The sequence below is a fragment of the Oerskovia sp. Root918 genome (assembly GCF_001428945.1).
In the GTDB taxonomy this organism is placed as follows: domain Bacteria; phylum Actinomycetota; class Actinomycetes; order Actinomycetales; family Cellulomonadaceae; genus Oerskovia; species Oerskovia enterophila.
Map to the genome: position 1 here is coordinate 102,751 of NZ_LMJG01000014.1, position 23,063 is coordinate 125,813.

The window sequence follows — 23,063 nt, forward strand, 5'->3', positions numbered from 1 at the left end:
GCGGCGCGGGCAACGGCGCTGGTACGGGCGCACACCTAGAGCTCGCGCGGGTCGTCCGTGACGTCGGTGATGGCGACGTGGACGGCGACCGCGCCGGCCAGGGGGGCGAGGTCACCGAGCACGATCCGCAGGCGGGAGGTCGCGGCGCGACGGACGGCGGCGGCGAGCGGGAGAAGCGGATCGTCGAACGCGGCGACGATCTCGATCGTGACGGCCACGAGCCGGTCGTGGTCGTCGGTCGAGCAGGTGATCGTGAGCGGCGCGGCGCTCGGCACCGCGGCGACGCTCTCGCGGAGCGCCGCGACCACGACGTCGGCCGCGACGAAGTAGTCCGCAGCGCCGGCGGGGGTGGCCGTGCGACCGCGGACCGGGGCAGAGGGGCGGAAGGCGGACAGTGCCCTGAGGAGTGCGTTCTCCCGCACGACGGTCCACCCTCGGTCGGTGTGACGCCGCAGTGCCTGCGTGGCGCGGTCGAGGACGGCTTCGTCGCTCATCGCCATCCCTCCATCGTCTCGGCCAGCGTGGAGCGGGCCCGGTGGAGGAGCCCGCGTACGGCGTCGTGGCTCGTGCCGAGGATCAGCGCGATCTCGGCGTAGTGCAGTCCTTCGATCTCGCGCAGCAGCCAGCACGACCTCTGCAACGGTGGCAGACCGAGCAGGGCGATGTCGAGGGCCTCGACGAGCGCGCTGTCCACGGCGTCCTGGTCGGGTCGGTGCGTCGCGGTCTCGACGAGGTCGTCGGGCAGGGGCCCGGGCTGCAGCGCGACGCGGCTCCGGTGCCGATAGGCCTGGCGGGTGGCGATCCCGAAGAGCCAGGTGCGCGGGGTGGACTCTCCGCGGAACTCGGCGAACCCGGTCCACGCGGCCACCAGGGTGTCCTGGAGGCAGTCGGCGGCGACCTCGGGATCGTGGACCATCCGCAGGACGTATCGGTAGAGCGCCGGGCCGTGCCGGTCGACGAGCTGGGTGAACGCGTCTCGGTCACGGAGCGCAGCCCGGCGTGCGAGCAACAGGTCCGAGGCCGTCCCCGAGCCGCCACCCGCGTCGAGGGGTTCCATCCGTCCGACGATATCGATCCTCGGCGGACTCGCCAGCCGCGGCGCACGTGTGACGCAGATCACACTCTCGAGCGCGTGACGTATCGGTCCCAGGTCAGCACTCACTGGGGAACGTCCAGACCGCCCGGACCGGGCGGGTCAGCCTGAGCACGAGGAGCCGACGATGAGCGAGCAGAGCACCCCCACCACGGGAACCCCGGCTGCGGGGGCCTCAGCACGACCCCGGGACAACAGCCTGGCACGTGCGCCGCGCGAGAGCTCGGAGCACGTGTCGGCCCTGGCCTCCGAGCACGGCACCACGACGATCGCGGACCAGGTGGTCGCCAAGATCGCGGGCATCGCGACCCGCAACGTCCAGGGCGTCTATGCCGTGGGCGGGGGAGCGGCCCGGGCGTTCGGCGCCCTCCGCGAGTACATCCCCGGGAGCGGCAGCGACACCACCTCCGGCGTCCACGTCGAGGTCGGCGAGCGACAGGCCGCAGTCGACCTGGACCTGGTCGCGGACTACGGGGTCTCGATCGCCGACCTGGCGCAGGCGGTCCGGCGGAGCGTCATCACCTCGATCGAACGCATGACCGGGCTCGAGGTCACCGAGGTCAACATCGATGTCAACGACGTCCATCTGCCCGACGACGACGCCGACTCGAGCTCGGGGCGGTCCTCGTCGCGGGAGCAGTCCTCGGCCGGCGGTGAGGGCGAGGAAGGTGGCGGGCGAGTGCGATGACCACCTCGTCACCGGGATCCTCCGGGCTTCCGACGTCCAGCCGGGACGCCGAGCCCGTCGCCCCGACACCCCTGGACGTCGCGGCAGCGTTCGACACCTCGCCCGTGGGGCGGCCTCTCGCCGCCTCTCCTCCTCGTCCACCTCGTGCCTCTGCGGGTGACGACGCGGACGTCGCCGACCAGGAGGACCTGGCGGACCGGGTGGTGGCGGCGGTGCTCGCCGTGCCGGGAGTCGTGCGCCTGCACGCCGGGGCGTTCGGGGAGGTCGCCACCTACCTGCCGGGTCGTGCCGTCACCGGGGTGAGGCTCCGGCCCGACGAGGCCGAGGTGCACCTGGTGGTCTCCGCCGGACGCCCCATCCCGGAGGTCGCCGGCAACGTCCACGAGGCCGTGCGCGCCCTGGTCTCGGAGCCGGTCCACGTCTTCGTCGAGGACGTCGAGCCCTCGCCGACATGATCGTCACCGCCCTGACCGGGCGCCGTCCAAGGAGTTCACATGTCTGTGTCCACGACCGGTCTTCTCACCGGCCTCCTGCTCGCCATCGCCGCGATCCTCGGGGGATTCTGGGGATTCCTCCTCGCCGTCGCCCTCGGGGGCGTCGGATGGCTCGTCGCAGCCCAGATCGAGGGCCGCATCGACCTCGGCGCAGCCTTCCGCAGCCGACGTCATGTCTGAGCCGGCTCGGGGCGGCGACGTCCTCCTCGACGACCCGCGGCCCGACGTCCGCGCCGAGGCGCTCGACGCCGCGGACCGCGGAGTGCTGCGGGTCGCCGACCGGGTGGTCGACAAGGTCACCCGCGCGGCGGTGCTCGGCGTCGCGGGTGTCGCGCCTGCTGCGGCCACGGCCGGGACGGTGGGGAGAGCCCTGGGCAGGAGCTATCCCCAGGTCGTGTGCTCACGAGCCGGCGACCGTGCCCGCGTCCTCCTCGAGATCGCCCTGGTCTGGCCCTACCCGGCCGCGCGCGTCGCTCGCGAGGTGTGCGAAGCCGTGACCGACCAGCTCCTCGTCCTTGCCGGGGTGCAGGTCGACGAGGTCCGTACGACCGTGGCCCGCATCATCGACCCGTCCGACGTCGCCGGTCCGCCCAAGGAGCAGCGAGTCCGATGAGCACACCCACGGCACCATCCACGCAGCACGTCCCCGCTCCGGCCAGGTCGCCTCGGGCCGGGCTCGCGCTGACCTCGTGGGCCTTCTTCCTGGCGGTCGTCCTGCTGGCCGTCGCGGTGCTCGCCGGACAGGCGTCGTTCGTGGCGTTGCGGGGCGCCGGCACCAGCTGGATCGCCTCGCTCGCGGACTCCCTGGACGGCCTGCAGCCCGAGACGTGGGTGGGGGCGGCCGGCGTGGTGCTCGCCCTGCTCGGCCTCTGGTTGGTGTGGCAGGCCGTCCGCCCCCGTCCGCGGACCACCCGGCGGATCGCCGCCACCAGCGGGATCCACGTGCGCTCCGCCGACGTCGCGCGCTGGGTGAACGCGACGGCACGCGACGTGCCCGGGGTGCTGGGCACCAGCACGTCGGTCTCCCGCACCGCGGTGCGGGTCACGGTCCGCTCGACCGGGTCCGCGGACATCCTCGACGACGTCCGTGCCGAGGTCTCCCACCAGCTCTCGGCGTTCGAGCAACCGCCGCGCCTGACCGTGCGACCCGGCGAAGGGCAACGATCATGAACCGCACCGTCCTGCGACTCGACCGCGCCCTGCTCGCCCTCGCCGGCCTCGTGCTCGTCGTCGTCGGTGCCACCGCCCTGCTGTGGACCACGGGAACCCTGGCCGAGCTCTTCGAGGGCGTCCCTGACGCGATCGACACGACAGCCACCCAGGATGCCGTGACTCAGCCGTGGTGGCCCTACGCGACCGGTGCGGTCGCCGTCCTCCTCGCGGTCGTCTCGCTGTGGTGGATGCTTGCCCACCTGCCGGCCCGTTCCGTCCCCGAACAGGACCTGCCCGGCTCCACCCGGACCATGCGCCTGCGGATCTCCCGAGACGCCGTGGCGAACGCGACGGCCCACGCGGCTCAGCAGATCCCTTCCGTCCACCGAGCGACCGCCACCTTGCACGACGAGGGGCCCGAGCTCGTCCTGAGCCTGGTCGTCACCGTCGACCCGGCGACCGACCTGCCCGCTCTCGCCGCCCGGCTGGACCGCCTCCTCACCGACGCCGCGACCGTCCTGCCCGACGACAGGCTCCGCTCCCGCACCACCCTGAGGATCAGGAGCAGCCGCCGCCCAGACCGTGCGGCTCGCGTCGCCTGACCGCCGCGGCGTCGCCGGGCCTTCGCGGTGCGTCGCGGCCCGAGGCCGGTCGGCAGACGACGTCCCGGCCGGGGCCTCTACCCTTGAGTCCCGTGAAGGTCACCATCACGACGCTCCAGATGCTCCAGCCGCCCGTGGCCACGCCGCGCGCCCTGCCCGACGAGGTACGCCTCGAGCGGACCGTCGACGTCGCTCCCGAGTACGCCCGCTTCCTCTACGGCCTGGTGGGCGGACCGTGGTTCTGGACCGAGCGGCTCGGCTGGACGCGCGAGCAGTGGGTCCAGGAGCTCGAGGTGCCGGGGACGGAGTTCTGGGTCCTCTACGGCGAGGGCGGTCCCTGGGGCTACGTCCATCTCCAGCCCCTCGTGGATGCGAGCGGGACGCACGTCGAGATCCGGTACTTCGGCCTGGCCGAGCGGGCGCTCGGCCGCGGCCTGGGTGGCCGGCTCCTCGAGCACGGCATCGCGGCTGCCTGGTCTCTGGCCGAGCGGGCCGACCTCCCGCCAGCCGCCCGCGTCTGGGTCCATACCTGCACGCTCGACGGTCCCGCCGCGCTGGCGAACTACCAGGCGCGGGGCCTGGTGGTCTGCGGGACCGAGCAGACCGACGAGGACGTGCCTGACGAACCCTTCGGCTCCTGGGTCTCCACGGGCGGCCCGGCCCCGGCCGGCGCGCGCTCGAACGAGTAGCGCGTCCGTCGGGGCGTCGAGATCGGGCTGTCAGCCGGTCCCGTCAGCGGAGGCGATCTCAGCCTCATGGGCGGTCCAGTCCGACGTGCTGAGGATGCACTGGACGAGGCGGTCGTCGTCGGTTCTCTCGGCCCCCGTGGCGCGGTCGAGCTCCTCGCGGACGTCGACGCACACCGCCCAGGGTGAGGGTCGGGACTCCCCGGCGAGTTCTGCCCTGGCAACGGCGTCCTCGATGGCGCTCGCGACAGTCAGGCGCTGCGCCCGTGCCACGCCCTGGGGGCCGTCGTTCGGGAAGGCGGTCGAGGTCTCGTCGGTGAAGATGGCAGGGCAGTCACCCAGGCAGCCGTCCAGGCCGAACCCGTTGCGGTAGGCGCTGATCGAGTAGAAGCCACCGAACGCGGGGATGGCGCCGTCGACGCTGCTGAGCGAGAGGACGTCGAGAGGTAGGCCCGCCGCGTCCTTGAGCCGCGAGCCGGGCAGGACCACCGAGGAGACGAGGGTGCCGTCCGCGGCGGGGAACAGGTCCCAGGAGATCAGACGCCGCTCGTTCCGGCCGGGCGGCCCGCCGACGGAGGCCTCGGCGGGGATTCCCCGGCCGATGACGACCTGGCGGTCGCCGTCGGGCGAGGTAGCCGATGCCGCGGTCGCGTCCGAGCTCAGCAGCAGCGTGCCGGCGGTGTTCCCGGCCCGGAGCTCTCGGAGGTCGGCGTCGTCCCCCTCGTACACGGCGTTGACGGCTCGATCTTGGGTGCTGAGTCTGCTGACGACGAAGAGTCGCGTGCCGGCTGTCCAGCCGGGCACCCTGGTGTCGACGACCAGCCCCCCGCCGGTGCGCGCGGACGTCGTCGGGTCGGCGGGTACCTCGATCCCGGGCGCGAGCTGTGTCGAGGACGCCGGCGCCATCGTGGCGATCCCGACACGCGGCAGGGCTATGGCGCCCAGGGCGATCAGTGCTCCGCACATGACGGACACCAGAGCGACCCGCGCCGAGCGTCTGCGCGAGCGGCGCTTGACCAGGGCGAGAGTCGGCGGGCCGGACATGTGCCCGACGGGGATCGCTTCATCGGCGAGAGTGCGGAGGTCCGCTGCGAAGTCGTCGTCGTCAGTCATGGCTTGCTCCCGCCGTCGGGGTGGTCGTGCTGGTCAGCTCTGCGCGGAGCCGGGCGAGCCCCCGCGAGGCGTTGGACTTCACCGTCCCGTGCGGCAGGCCCAGCTCGCGGGCGACCTCGGCCTCGGACAGGTCGAGCAGGTGGCGCAGGACGACCACGCGTCTCTGCCGGACCGGCAGGAGCAGCAAGGCGCGCACGAGCTCGTCCCGCACGGTGATCTCAGCCGTGTGATCCGGGACCCCACCCGAGGCGCGGCCCTCGGGCTCGAGCAGGACCTCACGCCGGGTGCGTCTCCACGTGTCGATCTTGAGGTTCGTCAAGATCTTTCGCGCGTAGACGAAGGGGTCGCCGTCCCGCGCGCGCGCCCAGGACCGATATGTCCGTTCGAGCGTGGCCTGGCACAGCTCCTCGGCCCGGTGGTGGTCGCCGCTGATCAGGAACGCGATCCTCTCCAGGCGGCCGCCGTGCGTCTCCACGAAGTCGACGAACTCCGCGTCGCGGTTCACCTTCCCGGCAGCCAGGTACCGGTCCGCGGCGCCGTCTGCCCACAGGATCTCGTCCTCCGTCACGCCCGCCTCAGTGCTCGTCATCTGACCCACGACATCCCTGCATACCCTTCCACCACGCACGAGCCCACCGATCGGTTCCCTCTCGGCTCGATCGGGTTTCGAGGTTTCTTCGCAGGGTCCGTTCGCCCCAGCACGTGCCCGCGGCCGCGCGTCGTCAGCCTCGACCTCTCGACCGTGTCCCCCTGTCGAGAACGCTCGCCCGTCGACCGTGTCCCCCTGTCGAGAACGCTCGCCCGTCGACCGTGTCCCCCTGTCGAGAACGCTCGCCCGGTTCCGACCACGGGGTGAGCGTGCCACGCTGGGCACGACGGACGTGAGGAGAGACCGATGGCCAGATACCTGGTGGGCGTGGACTTCCGGTCGGGGGTCGACGAGACGCCGATGGACGAGTGGACGCCCGAGGAGGTGACGGCGCACCTCGCGTACTACGGGGCGCTCAACGCCGAGCTCGTCGCGAGCGGGGAGCTCGTCGAGACCGTGGTCCTCACGGGCCCCGACCTCGCGAAGGTGGTGCGGTCGGACGGTTCGGCACCGGTCGTGACCGACGGGCCGTTCGCCGAGTTCAAGGAGTGGCTCGCCGGCTACCAGATCGTCGACGTGGAGTCCGAGGCGCGGGCGCTCGAGATCGCCGCGCGGGTCTCGGCCGTGCCCGGGCGCGGGGGGCGGCCCACGCAGCAGCCGATCCAGGTGCGACGGATCATGGACGACTCGCCGTCGGACGCTGCCGAGATGGCGGCGTTCCTCGACACGGCGAAGGGAGCCCGTTGACGTCCGACGCTGCCGTCGAGGACCTGCTGCGCGAGCTCGCGCCGCAGGTCCTCGGCACGCTCGCGCGCCGCTCGGGCGACTTCGCCGGGGCCGAGGACGCCGTCCAGGAGGCCCTCCTCGCGGCCGTGACGAGCTGGGCCGCGCAGGGCTTCCCGGAGCACCCCCGTGCGTGGCTGCAGCAGGTCGCCTCGCGGCGCCTGGTCGACGCCCAGCGCAGCGAGATCGCTCGCCGCCGGCGCGAGCGGGCGCTCGCGGCGAGCGAGGTGCCGGGCGCCGAGCCCTCCGCGCGCGACGACTCGCTCGCGCTCCTCTTCGCCTGCTGCCACCCGGCGCTCACCCCGCCGTCGGCCGTCGCTCTCACGCTGCGAGCGGTCGGCGGCCTCACCACGCTCGAGATCGCCCGGGCATTCGGCGTCCCCGAGGCGACCATGGCCCAACGCATCAGCCGCGCCAAGCAGAAGGTGGCGTCGTCGGGCGAGCCGCTGACCGTGCCGGGCCCCGAGGAGCGGCCCGCGCGTCTGCGGTCGGTCCTGCACGTGCTGTACGTCGTCTTCACCGAGGGGCACACGGCCTCGGCCGGCCCCGTGCTCCAGCGCGTGGACCTGACCGACGAGGCGATCCGCCTGACCCGTCGGCTCCACCAGGAGGTCCCCGAGGACCCCGAGGTGAGCGGCCTGCTGGCCCTCATGCTCCTCACGGACGCCCGACGACGGGCCCGGACCGACGCGGCCGGCGACGTCGTGCCGCTCGCCCAGCAGGACCGCGCGCGCTGGGACGCCACCCTGCTCACCGAGGGGCTGGCGCTGCTCGACCGGGCGCTCGCGCGCGGCGACGTCGGCGAGTACCAGCTCCAGGCCGCGATCGCCGCGGCGCACGACCGGGCGCACCGGGCGGAGGACACGGACTGGCCGCAGATCGTCGGCCTCTACGGGCTGCTCGAGCGCATGACGGGCAGCCCCGTGGTCACGCTCAACCGCGCGGTCGCGGTCGCCATGGTCGAAGGACCGGTCGCGGGGCTCGTGGTCCTCGACGGGCTCGGCCCGGTCCCGGGCGACCCGCACCGGGTCGACGTCGTCCGCGCGCACCTCCTGGAACGCGCCGGGCGCCCGACGGCGGCGCTCGAGCACTACCGTCGGGCGGGGGCCCGCGCGACGAGCCTTCCCGAGCAGCGGCACCTGGCCGCCCAGGTCGCGCGCCTGGTGGGGGCCGCGGGCTGACCCGCCGCGCACGACGTCCTCGGTGTCCCTAGGCTGGCCCCAGGGCGCCCTCGACCGTCACCCGGACGCCGCCCGCACGAGCGGGCGAGGCACCCGGAGCCGAGGCGGTCACATGAGCACCACACCGGAGGGCGCCGCTCCCGAGTCCACGGGGAGCCGTCGGCTCATGCTGCTGCTCGCGGCGGCGATGTTCGTCCTGGTCGTCGACACGTCGCTCATGAACGTGTCGATCTCGGCGGTCGTCGACGACCTGGGCACCACCGCGAGCGGGGTGCAGTCCGCGATCGCCCTCGAGGCGCTGGTCTCCGCGGCGTTCATCCTCATCAACAGCAAGGTGGGCGACCTGATCGGCCGCAAGCGGGCCTACGTCCTGGGCCTGCTCGCGTACGCGACCGGTGCGCTGGCCATGACGCTCGCGCAGAGCCTCACGGCGATCGTCGTGTTCTGGGCGATCGTGGGTGGGCTGGGCGCGTCGTTGCTGCTGCCCGCGATGCAGTCGCTGATCCACGGCAACTTCTCCGGCATGGACCAGAAGAAGGCGTACGCGCTGGTCGGGGCGTCGGCCGCGATCGCCGCAGCGGTCGGCCCGCTCCTCGGCGGGTTCGTCACGACCTACCTCTCGTGGCGGGTCGGGTTCGCGCTCGAGGTGGTCATCATCGCGGTCGTCCTGAGCCAGATCGGCCTGGTCCGGGACGTCCCGTTCACGGGCTCCCGACAGGTCGACGTCGTGGGCGCGGTGCTGTCCGTGATCGGCATGGGTGGTGTGGTGCTCGGGATCCTCGTCTGGCAGGAGGGCGGCGAGCTCGTGGGCGTGCTCATGGCCGTCGGGGTCGTCGCGCTCGTGCTGCTCGCGCGATGGCTGCAACGCCGCAAGCGTGAGCGCCGGGTCCCGCTCCTCGACCCGGACCTGTTCCGCCACCCGCACTTCACGACGGGCGTCACGGGGCAGATGCTGCAGCAGATCACGCTGGGCGGCGCAATGATCGCGCTTCCGCTCTTCTTCCAGATGACCCTCGAGTACGACGCGCTCCAGGCCGGGCTGTCCCTCGCCCCCCTGTCCCTGACGATGTTCGCGGCAGCGGTCGTGGCGGGCAGGCGTTCGGGAGCCCGTCGTCCCGCGGCGATCATCCGCACGGGCTTCCTCCTGGCGAGCATCGGGATCGGGCTCGTCATCCCGTTCGTTCCCCGCGTGGACAGCGGGTGGTACCTCGTCCTCCCGCTCGCGATCACCGGCTGCGGACTGGGCCTGCTGGTGTCGCAGCTCAACAACTACACGCTCGCGCCCGTCGAGGAGGAGCGTGTCAGCGAGGCGGCAGGCGTCAACTCGGCCGCGGGGTCGTTCGGTCTGTCGTTCGGTCTCGCCATGGCCGGGGGCATCATGCTCGCCTCGCTCTCGCTGGGGTTCACGCAGATGACGCAGAGCAGCGAGGTCATCCCGGCCGCCGAGCAGCAGCAGATCGCCGCCACGCTCGAGGAGGACGCGGAGGTCATGAGCACGTCCCGGCTCGCCGAGCAGATCACGGGGCAGCCCCCCGAGGTCGAGGCCGAGGTGCTGGCCATCAACGACCGCGCCCGCAACCGGTCGCTGCAGGTGGCCCTGCTGGTCCCGCTCCTCGCCGGGCTGCTCGGGCTGGCCAACTCGTTCCGCATGCTGCGCCTGCCGGACCAGACGCCCCGCTCGTCGCTCGACGGCCTGGACCTGGGCTGACCGGGCGGGCCTGTCCCCGTGCCGTCACGGTCGCGCCGGGCCGGGGAACCCCGTCCAGCGCAGATCGCTCGGCAGGTGGGCCATGTCGTTGAGCACCACGAGGGTGGGGGGCAGCCCGGCCCGGTACTCGACGAGCGTGAGCGCGGCGTTGGCGCTGCTCAGGCCGAGCCAGCGCGCGGGCGGCGCGTCCAGGGCGTGCCGCACGAGCCACGCGATCGGGTAGTCGTGCGTGACGAGCACCTCGTGGACGTCGTCGCTGCCGTGGACCGCCGGGTCGGGCGCCGACGCGAAGCGTGCGACCAGCGCGTCGGCGGTCCGGCGCCCCGCGCTCGCCTCGGCCTCGTCCCAGCCGTCGAAGAACCCGGCCCAGGACCGGGGCATCTCGTCGGGCGGCGGGACGTAGGGGACGTGGTCGACGAGCTCGGCAGCCTCGCTCGTGCGCGCCTGCGGCAGATACCTAGCCAGCTCGCGCGCGCTCGCGGCGGCGCGGGGGAGAGGGGAGTGCCAGACGGCCGTCACGGGCACCCGGGCGAGGCGCTCGCCCACCAGCCGCGACTGCCGGCGACCGACGGCGGTGAGCTCGCCGAACGCGTCGGCCGCGCCGTGCCGGACGAGGTAGAGACGACGTGCTCCCACGGACGGTCCTCTCAGGGGTCAGGTGTTCGCGGGAGGTGCAGGAGGCGTCGACGTGCTCGCCCCGTCGTGACCGTGCCGCTCGAACCGTCGACCGTGACGATGCTGCCGTCGGGGATCGACGTGGTCGCCCCGGGGACGCCCAGGACCGCGGGGATGCGGCGCTCGCGGGCCACGATCGCCGCGTGCGACAGCACGCCCCCGGTCTCGGTGACGACCCCTGCGGCGACGTGCAGCAGGGGAGTCCACGCGGGGTCGGTGAACGGGCAGACCAGGATGTCGCCCGGACGCACCCGCGAGAAGTCGGACGCGTCGCGGACGATCCGCGCGGGCCCGGTCGCCGCGCCACGACTTCCCGGGATGCCGGTCAGGACCCCGGCCCCCGGGTCCTGATCCGGCGGAGCGGGCGCCGGTGACCACGAAGGGAGGTCCGCAGTGACGGGCCGGGCCTGCAGGATCCAGAGAGTCTCCCCGGCCAGGGCCCACTCGACGTCCTGGGCACCGCCGAGCGCCTCGACGACGCGCTGCCCCAGGTGGGCGAGCCGTCGGGTGGTCGCGTCGTCGAGCACGGGGCGGTCCCGGTCGTCCGCGCTCACCGGGGTCGCGACGACCCCCGGGCCCCTCCGGTCGAGCCGGGTCCCCTTGCGGCCGACGGTGAGCTCGACGGCACCGTCGCCCCGGACCCGGTAGGAGTCCGGGGCGACCCTGCCCTCGACGACGCTGGGCCCGAGTCCCCACGAGGCCTCGATCTCGGTCACGCCGCCCGGCGCGGCGGGGGCGAACAGGACCCCGGAGGCGTCGGCGTCCACGAGGCGCTGGACCAGGACTGCCATGGATGCGCCGTCCTCCGGAGCGTCCTGCGCGCTGCCTCGGCGGTAGGCGTTCGCCCGCGGCGAGTGCAGCGAGGCCCAGCAGGTGCGCACGGCGTGCGCGACGGCGTCGGGACCCTGGACTGCGAGGACCGACTCGTGCTGCCCCGCGGCCGACGCGCGCGCCGTGTCCTCGCCGGCCGCCGACGAGCGCACGGCGACGGGCGGGTCGCCCAGCGCACGGAGCCCCCGTGCCAGCGCGTCGACCAGGGAAGTGGGGAGCGGGACGTCGGCGTCCGACCGGCCGGGCTCTGCTGCGGGACGCGGCTCCACGAGGCCGTGCACGTCGAGCGGCACGCCGAAGGGGACGACGAACCCGTCGGGCACCGCGAACCCCGCGCGCGCGAGCATCCCGAGCGTGCCTGCCTTGCCTCCGCACGTCTCCCGCTCCGCCTGTGCGAGGGGGATGATCATCCGTACCGCCTTCAACAGATTGTTGACAACAATCTGTTGATTGTGCAGGATCGTCGCATGTCACGCAAGAAGGACCTGGCCAGTGCAGGGCACGAGACGGCGGGTGCCGACCAGGACCAGGCGCGCCGCGAGCACGACGCGCGCACCCACCTCCTGGGCCTCGGTGCGGACACGCTCGCGGACCGCCCGTGGCAGCCTGCCCCCGTGCCGCCGTCGGCCGTGGACCTCGCGCGCTTCGCGCTCTGGCGCTCGTCCGAGCTGGCTCCGACCGACCTGCTCAGCGCGCTCGCGCTCCTGCCCGCGGCCCGGGCGGAGGTGGCCGGGCTCGAGGACGCGCTGTTGTTCACGGCCCGCAGCGCGGGACTGACCTGGGCCCAGATCGCCGACGCGATGGGATTCAACTCGCCGCAGGCGTGCCAGCAGCACTACCAGCGGCTCGCGGCCAAGCAGGAGGAGCGCACGTGACCCAGGACTCGCCCGTCGACCTGCTCGTCCTGCACGCCGTGCGCGTCGTCGGGTTCGCCGACGTCCCGTGGCTCGCCCGCCGGTTCGGGACAGACCAGGACGAGACGGGGGAGCTGCTCGAGGACGCCGAGGCGCGCGGCTGGGTCCAGCGGTCGGCCTTCGCGGGCCTCGCGGGGTGGTCGCTCACGGTCGCGGGGCGCGCCGAGAACGAGCGGCAGCTCGCGGCCGAGCTCACGCGCACGGGGCGCGCCGAGGACGTGAGGGAGGTCCACCGCGACTTCCTCCCGCTCAACGCGCGGTTGCAGCAGGCGTGCACGGCCTGGCAGCTGCGGCCCACGCCCGGCGACCGTCTCGCCGCCAACGACCACACCGACCCGGCGTGGGACGCCGAGGTGCTGGGCGAGCTCGCCGCGCTCGACCGCGCGCTCGCACCGCTCGTGCGACGGCTCGGCGACGTGCTCTCCCGGTTCTCGGGCTATGACGTGCGGTTCGCCGCCGCGCTCCGCCGGGTGCAGGCGGGTGACGGCGGCTGGGTCGACCGCACCGACGTCGAGTCGTGCCACCGGGTGTGGTTCGAGCTCCACGAGGACCTCGTCGCGACGCTCGGCGTCGATCGAGGTCTAGGGGGCTGAGACGGCCGCGCGCCCCGCATGTCCGACCAGGTCACCACCCCGCCCCGCTCGGTCGGTCGAGCGGCGGTATGGCGGCCGGTCGGGGGCCGCTGTGCGCGCCGCGTCCGTGACAGGACGGTCCTCTGACGACCGTAGACGGTGGTGGGGCGACTCGCAGTCCCCAGGGCTGTCCGGGCGCCCCAGAGGCCGGCGGTGCACGTGGAGCGCACGGTGGACGGATCCACAGCGGTTTCACCGAGGAGGCTCGAGATGTATCTGCACGTGCAGCGACTGATCAACGACATCGTGGCGGACGAACCCGACCCGGCGGCCGCGAACGCCCTCCAGGAAGGCCTGGGTGGCCAGTTCGGCGAGATGCGGACGATGATGCAGTACCTGTTCCAGAGCATCAACTTCCGCGGCCCGACGGGCAAGCCGTACCGGGACCTGCTCCAGGGGATCGGGACCGAGGAGATCAGCCACGTCGAGCTGATCGGCACGACGATCGCTCGACTCCTCGACGGTTCACCGCGCTACAACGGGAAGAAGACCGACCCCCTGGACACGCCCGGAGCCGGCGGGAAGACACCGCTCGACCTGGCCCTGGGGGAGGGCAACATCCATCACTACCTGGTCGCCGCTCAAGGTGCCCTGCCCGTCGACGCAGCCGGCAACCCGTGGAGCGGCAGCTACGTCTACAACTCGGGGAACCTCGTCCTGGACCTGCTCTACAACCTGATGCTCGAGTCCACGGGACGTCTGCAGAAGTGCCGGATCTACGAGATGACCGACAACAAGACCGCCCGGTCGACGATCTCCTACCTGATCGTCAGGGACCAGGCGCACGAGAACGCCTATGCCCGTGCCCTCGAGACGCTGGGTGTCGACTGGGGCAAGCTGCTGCCCATACCCAAGACGAACGCTGAGAAGTTCCCCGAGGTCAAGAAGCTCGTCGACCTGGGGCTTCAGTCCAAGCAGTACACGTTCGACCTCGAGGGTGCCTCGGAGGCCGGGCGGATCTTCCAGGGGATGTCGCCCTCGAACGACGGGACGGAGCTCGACGCGACCGAGCAGGCCCCGCCCGGCGTGCCGTCGACCATCGCCCGGGAACGGTACGAGGAGTTCTCTCCCGGTCTCGATCCCGAGCTCCTCGCGCTCATCCAGGCGACGGCCGACCTCGAGATGGCCACGGCTGCAGAACCCCTGTTCGCACCGACCAGCAAGGCCTAGCGCACGGGGGACGTGGCGCGTCTCACCACGGCTCGCGCTGCGAGGCCTCTGCCACGCGGCCACGATGGAGGAAGCGCACTGCGCTGAAGGAAGCTGAAGGAACGAGCATCGAGGAGGACTACATGGCTGTCCGCAAGGAGCTGCCCGAGTACACCGTCCCGTCGCTGACCCTGGAGGACGGGGGGAAGGTCGCCGCGATCCTGCAGGGGCGTCTCCACGCGCTCAACGATCTGGCGCTGACGCTCAAGCACATCCACTGGAACGTGGTGGGTCCGCACTTCATCGCGGTCCACGAGATGATCGACCCGCAGGTCGATGCCGTCCGCGAGATGGTGGACAGCACGGCCGAGCGCATCGCCACGCTGGGCGTCCCGCCGCGCGGCACGCCGGGTGCGATCGTCGCCGAGCGCACCTGGGAGGACTACAGCCTGGGCCGTGCGTCGACGATCGCCCATCTCGGTGCCCTCGACGAGGTCTACCGGGGCGTCATCGCCGACCACCGCCAGGCCGCCGCCGACACCGAGGACCTCGACACCGTGACCAACGACCTCCTGGTCGGTCACCTGCGCGACCTCGAGCTGTTCCACTGGTTCGTCCGCGCGCACCTCGAGTCCGCGGGCGGAGAACTCTCGACCTCGGGCGCGACGACCGAGACCGGTGCCGCTCGCAAGGCGGAGGCCGCAGCCAAGAAGGAAGCCTGACCGACGACGCGCCGTCCCCCTGCTCGCACCTGCGGGCAGGGGGACGTGTCGTCCCTGGACCCGTGCGATGGTGACGGGGCCGGCGCGTCCGGGAGGCGCCGTCGGCCCGGTACGCGGCCGGCTCAACCGACCCGAGATGCCGGCACGAGATCCTCCCGCAGGTGCCGCGCGTACCCGCCGGGAGTGCGACCCGTCGAGCGGCCCGACGTCAGGACGCAGCCCGCGTCCGAGGCGACGACACGGGCGCCCGCGAGCCGGGCGCGCTCCACCAGGCCCACGTCCTCGTGCTCGGCGACCCCCGGAAACCCGCCCGCCGCGAGATAGACGTCCGCGCGGATCCCCAGGTTGGCGCCGTGCACGTGCCCGTTCGCGTGGCCCGGGGCGTGGGTCGCGACCCACGCCTCGCGCTGCTCCGCAGAGAGGTCCGCGAAGTCCGGGCGCACCGTGCCGATCACCACGTCCGCGCCGTCCTCGGCCAGATCGAGCTGGTGGGTCAACCACCGTGCGGGGACAGCAGAGTCCGCATCGGTGCTGACGACCCAGGAGCCTGACCCACCCGGGCCCAGTCGCTCGAGCGCTGCGGCGACGCCCGAGGCGCGTGCGGCTCCGACCCTGCGGTGGCACGTCTCGATCACGGTGAACGGTGCAGCTCTCGCGATCCTCGCCGAGCCGTCCACGCAGTCGTCGAGGACGATCACGACCTCGACCCGGACCGTGGGCCGCGCGCTCCTCAACGCTCCGACGGCCACCCCCAGCGCGGCGAGGCACCGGGGCAGCAGCAATTCCTCGTCGTTCACCGGGACGACGACGGCGAGCCCCGTCACCCGGTCCGCCGGGGTCATGCGAGCCCCTCCGCGGTGGCCACGGACACGACAGGAGGGCGGACGAGGACGTCGAGCACGAAGTCCTGCTCGAGGTGACGTGCGAGCCGGGCGAGCCCAGGTCGGGCGGCCAGGGCGGCGTGCACCTCGTCCCCGCCGAGCGGGTACCCGGCGACCGGGTGCCGCCAGTGGCAGGCGACCAGCACGCCGTCGTCGCTCATGGACTCCAGGGCCCGGTCGATCACCGTTTCCAGGTCGGTTGCGCTGAAGTAGTAGCCGACCTCGGAGAGGACCACGAGGTCGAACCGCCCCGGGGGCCACTCTCGCGGCACCTCGAGGCGCAAGAGCTCCACGGCCTGCCCGAGACGCCTGCGGGCCGCGTCGAGCGGAGCCTGCGCGAGGTCGACACCCGTCATCCGGTCGCACCGGGCGGCCAGGGAGGCCGTCAGGACCCCGGTCGAGCAACCGATCTCCACCCCGGCCCGGAAGCGAGGCCGAGGCAGCGCGGCGAGCGTCAGATCCCGCTTCCTCCTCTCGTACCACCGGGTCTCGAACCCCCACGGATCGCTCCGCCCCCGGTAGAAGTCGTCGAAGAAGGCCACCGGAAGAGTCTCCGCCGTGGTCCTGGCGGCAGCCTGGCCGGGGGCGGCGCCCCGCGGCTCGTCCGCGACGAAGACCTCCACCTCACGCTCGGCGCGCAGGAGCATCTCGGGGCCGACCACCGCGGCGTCTCGGGGGTCGGGCGAGAGGGGACTCACCTGGGACCGGTACGCCGACACGGCCCGGGACTTGGCGGCCCTCTCGTCCGGCGTGAGCGTCAGCCGTCTCATCGTCACCTGGTCGCTGACGTCATCGGGAGAGGCCCAGTGCCACCACCAGATCGGGTACTGCACCAGCTGCGCATCCTGTTCCGCAGCGACCGCGGCCGCTACCTCGCCCGCGATGCGGTGGTCGCGGTGTCCGTCCCCGCGCCACGGCGCGCACAGCAGCAGCCGGCCCGGTGGGGCCACGGTGGGCGGTCCGTCGCTCGGTCCGACCGAGACCAGCACCTTGCTCAGCTCCTGGTGCAGCGCGGCCCGATGCTCGCGCAGGCCGCCGTCGGGCAGGCCCAGGAAGCGCACGTCGGCGTCTGGTGCCATGCAGGCGACCGCCTCGACAAGCTCGAGGCGACGCCGTGCTGCGAGGTCCGCCGGAGAGTGGGTCGGGGAGCCGGGGTGCGACCCCTCGCCGTCCGTCGCGACGACCACGGTGACAGGAGTTCCTTGGCGCGAGGACCGTACCAGGAGGCCCGCGGCCCCGAGCGCCTCGTCGTCGGGGTGCGCAGCGAGCACGACGAGGTGCGGGGTGGCCGCGGACACCACGAGTGGGGGCAGACGGTCGAGGAACCCGCTGGCGCGCCACGCGGCCTCGGTGGTCCCGGCGTCCCGGTGGTCGAACCTCACCACGGTGCGCTCGTGCGGGCGACGAGATCACGTCCGAGCGAGGCGTCGTCGCGCTCGGCATGGTGCTGGCGCACGTAGAGCGTGAGGTCGGCGAGCCGGCGCGCGTAGCCCTCGTCGACGGTCATCGGCCCTGGACCCAGAGCGTGGGAGCAGTGCTTCACCGTCTCGTCCACGGCCCGGACCACGACACCTCGCGCTCGACGGGCGAGCACCCCCGGCGCGAGGGCCTCGGTCGTGGCCTCGTCGACGAGTCGGCTCACCTCTGCGAGCGAGGCCCGGGCGCCCGAGAGAGCGACGTCGACCGCGCCCAGGTGGGCGAGCGCGAGCTGATCAGGGTCTCGACGCTGCGTCGACGCGAAGAGCTCGCGTGCCAGGCCCACGGCCCCACCCCACCAGCAGGCGGCGACACCGATGCCGCCCCACGCAAAGCCCGGCCGCTCGAGGTACCACCCCGGGCCGCCGACAGGCACCGCGCGGGCCGCCCGCAGACGCACGGGCGCACTGACGATCTCCGGGAGCCCTCGAGCCACCCATGGTCCTGGGTCGGGGCTGACCTCCGGTGCCCGGAGGTCGAGGGCGAACAGCCGACGTCCGTCCCCGGCCCATGCGGTCACGAGTGCGTGGGAGAGGGAGGCGGCGAGCGAGCACCACGGCTTGGTGCCGGTCAGCTGCCAGCCTTCCGTCGACCGCGCCGCCTCGAGGCGTACCCCGGGCCCCTCGGCGGCGAAGACCCCCCAGGTGCTGTCCTCGTCGGCGCCGATCGAGGCCAGGTCGACGCCACCGGGGACCTGGGCAAGGATCGAGAGGGCGTCGAGGTGCGGCTCGAGCACGCGGGCCACCCCGACGTCCACCGCTGCGGTCGAGGCGAGCAGCTCCCAGGGCTCGAGCACCCCTCCGGTGCTGGCGACGGGGACGGTCCGCCCGACGCGGGCCGCCCAGGCGAGGGCCGGGCCGACGTCTCCCCGCAGGACGGGGACGTCGGCGAGTGCCGCCGTCAGTCGGAGAGCCCGCCCGGCGTCCGGGCGGGAGGGGTCGAGCACGACGGCGGTGGGCCGCGCCGTGGTGGGCAGTGCGGTCAAGGCGACTCCAGAAGGGTTCGAGGTCTCCGCACCGTAGGCCGGGTCGCGACGGCTCGCACGCGGCAGGGACATGTCCTGCGTCGCCGAGAGGGCGACCTTGACACCCTGCCGTGTGTGAGCGCTAACATGCAGCAGACCGGACGGGGGAGATACCCGGGGCAGGCCACCATGCGCACGGCGCGCCGTCGGGTTGTCGGACGTTCATGCACGGGGCTCGAACGCTCCCGCACTGCACATCGCGGGCATGCCCGAGCCCGCACGCTCGACCGGTCAGAGCTCGTGACCTGCACCAGCGGGACCTGCGAGCTCCCCGCAACGTCCGGCCCGTCAGCTGTCGACGGGCCGGTTCCGAACACTGTCGTTCGAACGGAAGAGAGCACGATGAGCACGCACAGAGAAGCGGTCGTCACGCGCCGACCGAGACCGCACCCGGGAGCACGTGCCGTCGCGGCGCTCCTCGGGGCCGCACTGGTCCTCACGGGCTGGGCGCCCATCGCCGCAGCCGCCGACGCCGGCCTGCCCGCCCCGGTCCTGGACCTGCGTTTCGAGGGGGACCTCGCCGACGTCTCGCTCGCGGCGCACCCGGTCGTGGCCAAGGGGCACGCGGGCTCGACGACGACGAACCTGGGCTGGGTCCCGGGGGTCGCCGAGGGGTCGCAGGCCGTCGAGCTGGGAGGCAGCACGTTCCTCGACCTCGGGGCGTCGACCGACCTGCAGCCCGAGGACCTGACGCTGTCGTTCTGGCTGCGACCCACGGGGAAGATGACCGGTGAGCAGGTCGTGAGCTGGAACAAGGGCGCGTACAACTCGGACGGCTGGTACCTGTCCTCGGAGTCGGACACGTCGCCGCTCGCGCTGTCGATCGGCCCGGCGTCGGGCCAGCCGTACAAGGTCCGGGTGGCCTCGGCCGACCGCGCGTCGTTCCTCCCCGCGGACGAGTGGACGCACCTCGTGGTCACGTACGACGCGGCGACCAAGGACGTGGCGTTCTACCGCAACGGTGAACAGGTCCCGGTGACCGTCGCGAGCCCGATCGGCTCGGGCGGCGCGACAGGTGTCCTGGGCTCGTCGCCCACGCTGCCCAAGACGATCGGGTTCAACGGTCCGTCCTACAACGGGTCCTACCTGCGGGCGGGGCTGGACCAGTACCGCCTGTACGACGGCGTCGCGTCGCTCGCCGACGTCGTCGGGCTCTACGAGGAGTCCGGACGGGTGATCGACCGCGAGGCGGTCGCGCAGGCCGACGCCGACGGGCTCTCGCTGCCCGAGCGGGTCACGGTCGCGCTCGTCCTCGCGGCAAGGGGCTCGCGCGGCTCGACCATCACGTGGGAGTCGTCGGCTCCCGACGCCGTCGCGACCGACGGCACCGTGACCCGGCCCGCCGAGGGCCAGGACGACGCCGAGGTCACGCTGACCGCCACGGCGCGGTACCTCGACGGGCCGCCCGTGACCCGCGAGCTCCACGTGGTGGTCCCCGCACTGGTGTCGATGGACCCTCTCGAGAACAGCGGCCTGCCCACGGTCCTGCTGTCCGACGACTTCTTGAGCAACGCCGCGTCCAAGGAGCAGGACTACCTCCTGAGCCTGAGCTCGGAGAAGTTCCTCTACGAGTTCTACAAGGTCGCCGGTCTCGAGCCCACGACCCCCCAGGGGTACGGCGGCTGGGAGCGCAGCGACGCCGTGAACTTCCGCGGCCACGCGTTCGGGCACTACATGTCGGCCCTCGCGATGTCTTACTCGGGCACGCCCGACGGGGCCACCAAGGACGCGCTGTCGGCCGAGATCGTCGCGGCCGTCGACGGCCTCGAGCGGGTGCAGGACGCCTACGGGGCGGCCCATCCGGGCAGCGCGGGCTACGTCTCGGCGTTCCGCGAGAGCGTCCTGGACCAGGTCCAGGGCACCGGGCCCTCGGACGAGAACGTGATCGTGCCCTGGTACAACCTGCACAAGGTGCTGGCGGGCCTGCTCGACGTCGCGGAGTACGTCGACGGGCCCACGGGGGACAAGGCGCGCGAGATCGCGACCGGGTTCGGCCTCTACGTGTCCGGTCGGGTCGCGAAGCTACCGAGCACCGACGTGCTGCTGCGCACCGAGTACGGCGGCATGAACGAGGCGCTCTACGAGCTGTTCGACCTCACGGGTGACGTCCGCATCAAGGACGCCGCCGAGGCGTTCGACGAGGTGACGCTCTTCCGACAGCTCGCGTCGGGCCAGGACGTCCTGGCGGGCAAGCACGCCAACACGACGATCCCCAAGCTCATCGGTGCGCTCAAGCGGTACACGGTGTTCACGCAGAACCCCGAGTACTACGACCTGCTGACCCCGCAGGAGAAGGAGGAGCTGCCGATGTACCTCGCGGCGGCCGAGAACTTCTTCGACATCGTGGTCGAGCACCACACCTACGTGACCGGGGCCAACAGCCAGTCGGAGCACTTCCACGCGGCGGACTCGTTGTTCGACCGGGCCGCGAACCAGGGGACCCGCGCCAACGCGGAGACGTCCGAGACCTGCAACGAGTACAACATGCTCAAGCTGTCGCGCGAGCTCTTCCGGCTGAGCAAGGACGTGCGGTACGCGGACTACTACGAGAACACGTTCATCAACACGATCCTCGCCTCGCAGAACCCCGAGACAGGCACCACGACGTACTTCAACCCCATGGCGCCGGGGTACCACAAGGTGTTCAACCTGCCCTTCACCGAGTTCTGGTGCTGCACGGGCACGGGCATGGAGAACTTCTCCAAGCTCGGTGACTCGATCTACTTCACGGGCGAGGGGTCGGTCTACGTCAACATGTTCTTCAGCTCGACGTTCGAGCACGCGGAGCAGAACCTGGTGCTGACCCAGACCGCGAACCTCCCCAACGAGGACACGGTCCGGTTCACGGTCGGGGCGCTCGACGGCGGAGCGGTCGCCGAGGGCACCACGCTGCGCCTGCGCGTGCCCGACTGGATCGCGGGCGAGCCGGCCGTGACCGTCAACGGCGCCGCGGTCACCCCGACGCTCTCGCGCGGGTACGTGGTCCTGACGGACGTGCGCGCAGGCGACGTGATCGAGTACACGATGCCGCTCGACGTCACGCTGCACAGCACGGCCGACAACGAGAGCTTCGTGGCCTTCAAGTACGGGCCCGTGGTGCTCAGCGCGGGGCTGGGCACCCGGGACCAGGGGGGCTCGGTGGGCACGGGGATCCTCGTGCGCATCTCGACGTTCGACCCGGACGCGCAGACGACCATCACCACGGCGGGCATGGACGCGGCCACCTGGAAGGAGCGCCTCGCGGAGAACGTCGTGCGCATCGAGGACTCGGCGGCCGGCGACGTCCAGTTCGTCCTGAAGAACACCTCGGACGCGGGCGACCTGGTGTACGCCCCGCACACCTCGCGCTGGGACGAGCGGTACGGGATCTACATGAACCTCGAGGAGCCCGACGGCCAGGCCGCGCAGGACCGGATCCTGCGGGCCAAGCAGGAGGAACGCGCGAAGGACCTGACGATCGACAGCCTCACGAGCTTCGACAACAACAACTTCGAGAACGCGAAGAACCTGCGCTCGAGCGCGTCGGGCGTCGGGGTCTTCGCGGGGCGCCAGTACCGCGACGCCCAGGCGGGCGGGTGGTTCAGCTACGACCTGGTGATCGACCCGGGCGCGGACGAGAACTACCTGGGGGCGACGTTCTACTCGGGCGACCGCGGGCGCAGCTTCGACGTGTACGTCGACGACGTGCGGCTCAAGACCGTCACCGTGACCGACAAGGCCGAGAACAAGGACGAGCAGGGCTTCTACGTCGACTCGACCGAGATCCCGGCCCGGTTCCTCGAGCTCGGCCCGGACACCCGCTACAAGAAGGACAGCAGCGGGAACCTCGTCCTGGACGAGGACGGCCAGAAGATCCCCGTCGTCACGGTGCGCTTCCAGTCGACGGGCGGGCTCGTGGGCGGTTTGTTCGGGGTCAGGACGGACCGCTCGGCGGTGTTCGACAGCGCCCCGGAGCTCTCGGCGCTCTCGTTCGACACGGGGGTCCTCGCGCCGGAGTTCTCGCCCGCGCGTGCGCAGTACGAGCTGCGCGTCGCACCGGGGACGACGGCGGTCACGCTCGACGCCGACCCGCACGTGGCGAGCGGACTGGTCAGGGTCGACGGGATCCTGGTCGACGACACGATCGGGCGCCGGGTCGCCCTCGCGAGCGACGGTGGCCCGACGACGCTCGAGATCACGGCGGTCGCGCAGGACCACACCACGTCGATGACGTACACGGTGACGATCGTCGCGGCCGACGAGCCGGCCGAGACGGTCGAGGTCGCGGTCGACGTCACGCCGCGCTGCGTCGCGGGCAGGGCCCAGCTCGCGGTGCGGGCCGTCAACGGTGAGGCGGTGCCGGTCGACGTGAAGTTCACGACGGCGTCGGGCGCGAAGTCCTTCACCGGGGTCGCGCCGGGCAAGAGCGCGTCCCAGACGTTCGCCGTGCGGACCGCGAGCCTGGCCGCGGGCAGCGTGAGCGTCACGGTGAGCGTGGTCCTCGACGGCTCGGCCGTGACGAGCGTCGTCGAGGTCGAGCACGACGCGCTCACCTGCGGCTGACGGCCGGGCGCGTCGGTGCGGCCGGGCAGACGTCCCGGCCGCACCGGCGCGCGGCCGTCGGTTCCGATCCAAAGCCACGGCCCGACGGCGTGCCCCGGCACCCCGCGTCCGTCCGGGGACCGTGGACC

General features: G+C 72.7%; 24 protein-coding genes. 15 read left to right on the forward strand and 9 right to left on the reverse strand.

Features of this window, described 5'->3' with window-relative positions; translation table 11 throughout:
- Positions 1–35: 35 nt before the first annotated feature.
- Together ASE27_RS14235 and ASE27_RS14240 are read right to left on the reverse strand one after the other, a co-directional pair.
- Complete coding sequence (locus tag ASE27_RS14235; protein WP_157257642.1) at positions 36–494, reverse strand: hypothetical protein; 459 nt, start codon at positions 492–494, stop codon at positions 36–38.
- A complete protein-coding gene (locus tag ASE27_RS14240; protein WP_056651728.1) occupies positions 491–1,057 on the reverse strand; it encodes an RNA polymerase sigma factor in 567 nt (188 codons plus the stop codon). The genes ASE27_RS14235 and ASE27_RS14240 overlap by 4 nt, the downstream gene beginning before the upstream one ends.
- A 163-nt stretch (positions 1,058–1,220) precedes the next feature.
- Between ASE27_RS14240 and ASE27_RS14245 the strand changes: the two genes are divergently transcribed.
- The 7 genes from ASE27_RS14245 to ASE27_RS14275 all read left to right on the forward strand — a co-directional run bounded on the left by ASE27_RS14245 (position 1,221) and on the right by ASE27_RS14275 (position 4,718).
- Positions 1,221–1,781: an Asp23/Gls24 family envelope stress response protein gene (locus ASE27_RS14245; RefSeq protein WP_056651731.1), complete on the forward strand. Its 561-nt coding sequence runs from the start codon at positions 1,221–1,223 to the stop codon at positions 1,779–1,781.
- A complete protein-coding gene (locus tag ASE27_RS20305; RefSeq protein WP_157257643.1) occupies positions 1,778–2,236 on the forward strand; it encodes an Asp23/Gls24 family envelope stress response protein in 459 nt (152 codons plus the stop codon). Before ASE27_RS14245 ends, ASE27_RS20305 begins: the two co-directional genes overlap by 4 nt.
- Before the next feature lie 39 nt (positions 2,237–2,275).
- The gene (locus tag ASE27_RS14255; RefSeq protein WP_056651733.1) at positions 2,276–2,455 is read left to right on the forward strand and encodes a hypothetical protein; all 180 of its coding nucleotides are present in this window, start codon (positions 2,276–2,278) and stop codon (positions 2,453–2,455) included.
- A complete protein-coding gene (locus ASE27_RS14260; RefSeq protein WP_056651738.1) occupies positions 2,448–2,888 on the forward strand; it encodes an Asp23/Gls24 family envelope stress response protein in 441 nt (146 codons plus the stop codon). Before ASE27_RS14255 ends, ASE27_RS14260 begins: the two co-directional genes overlap by 8 nt.
- A complete protein-coding gene (locus tag ASE27_RS14265) occupies positions 2,885–3,445 on the forward strand; it encodes a DUF6286 domain-containing protein (protein ID WP_056651741.1) in 561 nt (186 codons plus the stop codon). The genes ASE27_RS14260 and ASE27_RS14265 overlap by 4 nt, the downstream gene beginning before the upstream one ends.
- Complete coding sequence (locus ASE27_RS14270) at positions 3,442–4,029, forward strand: hypothetical protein (RefSeq protein WP_056651745.1); 588 nt, start codon at positions 3,442–3,444, stop codon at positions 4,027–4,029. Before ASE27_RS14265 ends, ASE27_RS14270 begins: the two co-directional genes overlap by 4 nt.
- A 92-nt stretch (positions 4,030–4,121) precedes the next feature.
- Positions 4,122–4,718 carry a GNAT family N-acetyltransferase gene (locus ASE27_RS14275; protein WP_200955952.1) on the forward strand — a complete coding sequence of 199 codons (597 nt, stop codon included), beginning with the start codon at positions 4,122–4,124 and terminating at the stop codon, positions 4,716–4,718.
- Positions 4,719–4,748: 30 nt separating this feature from the next.
- Here the strand turns inward: ASE27_RS14275 and ASE27_RS14280 are convergent, their stop codons facing one another.
- Together ASE27_RS14280 and ASE27_RS14285 are read right to left on the reverse strand one after the other, a co-directional pair.
- Positions 4,749–5,828 carry a hypothetical protein gene (locus ASE27_RS14280; RefSeq protein ID WP_056651747.1) on the reverse strand — a complete coding sequence of 360 codons (1,080 nt, stop codon included), beginning with the start codon at positions 5,826–5,828 and terminating at the stop codon, positions 4,749–4,751.
- Positions 5,821–6,417, reverse strand: a complete 597-nt coding sequence (locus ASE27_RS14285; RefSeq protein WP_082608950.1) for a SigE family RNA polymerase sigma factor — start codon at positions 6,415–6,417, stop codon at positions 5,821–5,823. Before ASE27_RS14285 ends, ASE27_RS14280 begins: the two co-directional genes overlap by 8 nt.
- Before the next feature lie 306 nt (positions 6,418–6,723).
- Here ASE27_RS14285 and ASE27_RS14290 point away from each other — a divergent pair, with 306 nt between their 5' ends.
- The 3 genes from ASE27_RS14290 (at position 6,724) to ASE27_RS14300 (ending at position 10,089) form a co-directional block, all read left to right on the forward strand.
- Positions 6,724–7,164: a YciI family protein gene (locus ASE27_RS14290; protein ID WP_056651750.1), complete on the forward strand. Its 441-nt coding sequence runs from the start codon at positions 6,724–6,726 to the stop codon at positions 7,162–7,164.
- Positions 7,161–8,381, forward strand: a complete 1,221-nt coding sequence (locus tag ASE27_RS14295; protein ID WP_056651754.1) for an RNA polymerase sigma factor — start codon at positions 7,161–7,163, stop codon at positions 8,379–8,381. Before ASE27_RS14290 ends, ASE27_RS14295 begins: the two co-directional genes overlap by 4 nt.
- Before the next feature lie 112 nt (positions 8,382–8,493).
- Positions 8,494–10,089 carry an MFS transporter gene (locus ASE27_RS14300; RefSeq protein WP_056651757.1) on the forward strand — a complete coding sequence of 532 codons (1,596 nt, stop codon included), beginning with the start codon at positions 8,494–8,496 and terminating at the stop codon, positions 10,087–10,089.
- A 24-nt stretch (positions 10,090–10,113) separates the two neighbouring features.
- Here ASE27_RS14300 and ASE27_RS14305 read toward each other — a convergent pair whose 3' ends face one another.
- Together ASE27_RS14305 and ASE27_RS14310 are read right to left on the reverse strand one after the other, a co-directional pair.
- Positions 10,114–10,725: a histidine phosphatase family protein gene (locus ASE27_RS14305; RefSeq protein ID WP_056651761.1), complete on the reverse strand. Its 612-nt coding sequence runs from the start codon at positions 10,723–10,725 to the stop codon at positions 10,114–10,116.
- Positions 10,726–10,736: 11 nt separating this feature from the next.
- Positions 10,737–12,005 carry a PEP/pyruvate-binding domain-containing protein gene (locus ASE27_RS14310; RefSeq protein WP_056651767.1) on the reverse strand — a complete coding sequence of 423 codons (1,269 nt, stop codon included), beginning with the start codon at positions 12,003–12,005 and terminating at the stop codon, positions 10,737–10,739.
- Positions 12,006–12,062: 57 nt separating this feature from the next.
- Between ASE27_RS14310 and ASE27_RS14315 the strand changes: the two genes are divergently transcribed.
- The 4 genes from ASE27_RS14315 to ASE27_RS14330 all read left to right on the forward strand — a co-directional run bounded on the left by ASE27_RS14315 (position 12,063) and on the right by ASE27_RS14330 (position 15,012).
- Positions 12,063–12,470 (forward strand): hypothetical protein, encoded by a 408-nt coding sequence (locus tag ASE27_RS14315; protein ID WP_056651770.1) that lies wholly within the window; start codon positions 12,063–12,065, stop codon positions 12,468–12,470.
- Positions 12,467–13,102, forward strand: a complete 636-nt coding sequence (locus ASE27_RS14320) for a hypothetical protein (protein ID WP_056651772.1) — start codon at positions 12,467–12,469, stop codon at positions 13,100–13,102. The genes ASE27_RS14315 and ASE27_RS14320 overlap by 4 nt, the downstream gene beginning before the upstream one ends.
- Before the next feature lie 249 nt (positions 13,103–13,351).
- On the forward strand, positions 13,352–14,311 hold the full coding sequence (locus tag ASE27_RS14325; protein ID WP_056651775.1) for a manganese catalase family protein: 960 nt from the start codon (positions 13,352–13,354) through the stop codon (positions 14,309–14,311).
- A gap of 122 nt (positions 14,312–14,433) precedes the next feature.
- The gene (locus tag ASE27_RS14330; protein ID WP_056651778.1) at positions 14,434–15,012 is read left to right on the forward strand and encodes a Dps family protein; all 579 of its coding nucleotides are present in this window, start codon (positions 14,434–14,436) and stop codon (positions 15,010–15,012) included.
- A 122-nt stretch (positions 15,013–15,134) separates the two neighbouring features.
- Here the strand turns inward: ASE27_RS14330 and ASE27_RS14335 are convergent, their stop codons facing one another.
- Genes ASE27_RS14335 through ASE27_RS14345 form a run of 3 tightly spaced genes read right to left on the reverse strand, consistent with a single transcriptional unit; the run spans position 15,135 to position 18,354 of the window.
- Entirely contained in the window at positions 15,135–15,854 is a 720-nt protein-coding gene (locus tag ASE27_RS14335) for a glycosyltransferase family 2 protein (protein WP_056651783.1), read from the reverse strand.
- Positions 15,851–17,278, reverse strand: a complete 1,428-nt coding sequence (locus ASE27_RS14340; protein WP_056651786.1) for a bifunctional PIG-L family deacetylase/class I SAM-dependent methyltransferase — start codon at positions 17,276–17,278, stop codon at positions 15,851–15,853. The genes ASE27_RS14335 and ASE27_RS14340 overlap by 4 nt, the downstream gene beginning before the upstream one ends.
- Positions 17,272–18,354, reverse strand: coding sequence for an acyl-CoA dehydrogenase (locus ASE27_RS14345; protein ID WP_157257644.1), 1,083 nt, complete (start codon positions 18,352–18,354; stop codon positions 17,272–17,274). Before ASE27_RS14345 ends, ASE27_RS14340 begins: the two co-directional genes overlap by 7 nt.
- Positions 18,355–18,735: 381 nt before the next feature.
- Between ASE27_RS14345 and ASE27_RS14350 the strand changes: the two genes are divergently transcribed.
- Positions 18,736–22,935, forward strand: coding sequence for a beta-L-arabinofuranosidase domain-containing protein (locus ASE27_RS14350; RefSeq protein WP_056651789.1), 4,200 nt, complete (start codon positions 18,736–18,738; stop codon positions 22,933–22,935).
- Positions 22,936–23,063: the final 128 nt, after the last annotated feature.

Excerpts from the sequence above, each read along its gene's own strand:
- ASE27_RS14350 (WP_056651789.1), top strand. The coding sequence starts at position 18,736 with ATGAGCACGCACAGAGAAGCGGTCGTCACGCGCCGACCGAGACCGCAC.
- ASE27_RS14335 (WP_056651783.1), bottom strand. The coding sequence starts at position 15,854 with ATGACCCCGGCGGACCGGGTGACGGGGCTCGCCGTCGTCGTCCCGGTG.
- ASE27_RS14330 (WP_056651778.1), top strand. The coding sequence starts at position 14,434 with ATGGCTGTCCGCAAGGAGCTGCCCGAGTACACCGTCCCGTCGCTGACC.
- ASE27_RS14235 (WP_157257642.1), bottom strand. The coding sequence starts at position 494 with ATGAGCGACGAAGCCGTCCTCGACCGCGCCACGCAGGCACTGCGGCGT.
- ASE27_RS14300 (WP_056651757.1), top strand. The coding sequence starts at position 8,494 with ATGAGCACCACACCGGAGGGCGCCGCTCCCGAGTCCACGGGGAGCCGT.
- ASE27_RS14260 (WP_056651738.1), top strand. The coding sequence starts at position 2,448 with ATGTCTGAGCCGGCTCGGGGCGGCGACGTCCTCCTCGACGACCCGCGG.
- ASE27_RS14290 (WP_056651750.1), top strand. The coding sequence starts at position 6,724 with ATGGCCAGATACCTGGTGGGCGTGGACTTCCGGTCGGGGGTCGACGAG.
- ASE27_RS14265 (WP_056651741.1), top strand. The coding sequence starts at position 2,885 with ATGAGCACACCCACGGCACCATCCACGCAGCACGTCCCCGCTCCGGCC.
- ASE27_RS14245 (WP_056651731.1), top strand. The coding sequence starts at position 1,221 with ATGAGCGAGCAGAGCACCCCCACCACGGGAACCCCGGCTGCGGGGGCC.
- ASE27_RS14285 (WP_082608950.1), bottom strand. The coding sequence starts at position 6,417 with ATGACGAGCACTGAGGCGGGCGTGACGGAGGACGAGATCCTGTGGGCA.
- ASE27_RS14315 (WP_056651770.1), top strand. The coding sequence starts at position 12,063 with ATGTCACGCAAGAAGGACCTGGCCAGTGCAGGGCACGAGACGGCGGGT.
- ASE27_RS20305 (WP_157257643.1), top strand. The coding sequence starts at position 1,778 with ATGACCACCTCGTCACCGGGATCCTCCGGGCTTCCGACGTCCAGCCGG.
- ASE27_RS14310 (WP_056651767.1), bottom strand. The coding sequence starts at position 12,005 with ATGATCATCCCCCTCGCACAGGCGGAGCGGGAGACGTGCGGAGGCAAG.
- ASE27_RS14325 (WP_056651775.1), top strand. The coding sequence starts at position 13,352 with ATGTATCTGCACGTGCAGCGACTGATCAACGACATCGTGGCGGACGAA.
- ASE27_RS14270 (WP_056651745.1), top strand. The coding sequence starts at position 3,442 with ATGAACCGCACCGTCCTGCGACTCGACCGCGCCCTGCTCGCCCTCGCC.
- ASE27_RS14280 (WP_056651747.1), bottom strand. The coding sequence starts at position 5,828 with ATGACTGACGACGACGACTTCGCAGCGGACCTCCGCACTCTCGCCGAT.
- ASE27_RS14255 (WP_056651733.1), top strand. The coding sequence starts at position 2,276 with ATGTCTGTGTCCACGACCGGTCTTCTCACCGGCCTCCTGCTCGCCATC.
- ASE27_RS14240 (WP_056651728.1), bottom strand. The coding sequence starts at position 1,057 with ATGGAACCCCTCGACGCGGGTGGCGGCTCGGGGACGGCCTCGGACCTG.